Here is a 429-nt window from a genome sequence, read left to right on the forward strand (position 1 = left end):
CGGCATCTCGCGTCCGATGATCGCGATGTGCAAGGCGATGCGTGAGCTGGCCTCGGGCAATTTCGACGTGGTGCTGCCGGGTCTCGGCCGCAAGGACGAGATCGGCGAGATGGCCGGTGCGGTCGAGGAGTTCAAGGTTCAAGCCGTGGCAAAAGCCGAGCGCGATGCCGCCGCCAGCGAAGCCCAGAACAGGGAGGCGAGCGCTGCCCGCCGCTCCGAGCTGATCCGCTTCGCCGACGATTTCGAGAGCGCGGTCGGCGCCATCGTCTCCAACGTCTCGGCCTCGGCCGTGCAGCTGGAATCGGCGGCCTCCACGCTGACCCGCACCGCCGAGACCACCCAGAGCCTGTCGAGCCAGGTCGCCGGCGTCTCCGAGCAGGCGTCCTCCAACATGCAGTCGGTTGCCACCGCGACGGAAGAGCTCTCGGC

At 68.5% G+C, this 429-nt stretch carries 1 protein-coding gene; it reads left to right on the top strand.

Annotation, left to right across the window (positions count from 1 at the left end; all coding sequences use genetic code 11):
* Positions 1–429: HAMP domain-containing protein (locus tag XH81_RS04740; RefSeq protein WP_271596008.1), on the top strand; the 429-nt coding region annotated here is incomplete at both ends.

It is taken from the genome of Bradyrhizobium sp. CCBAU 25360, from assembly GCF_028128695.1.
GTDB classification, from domain to species: domain Bacteria; phylum Pseudomonadota; class Alphaproteobacteria; order Rhizobiales; family Xanthobacteraceae; genus Bradyrhizobium; species Bradyrhizobium ottawaense.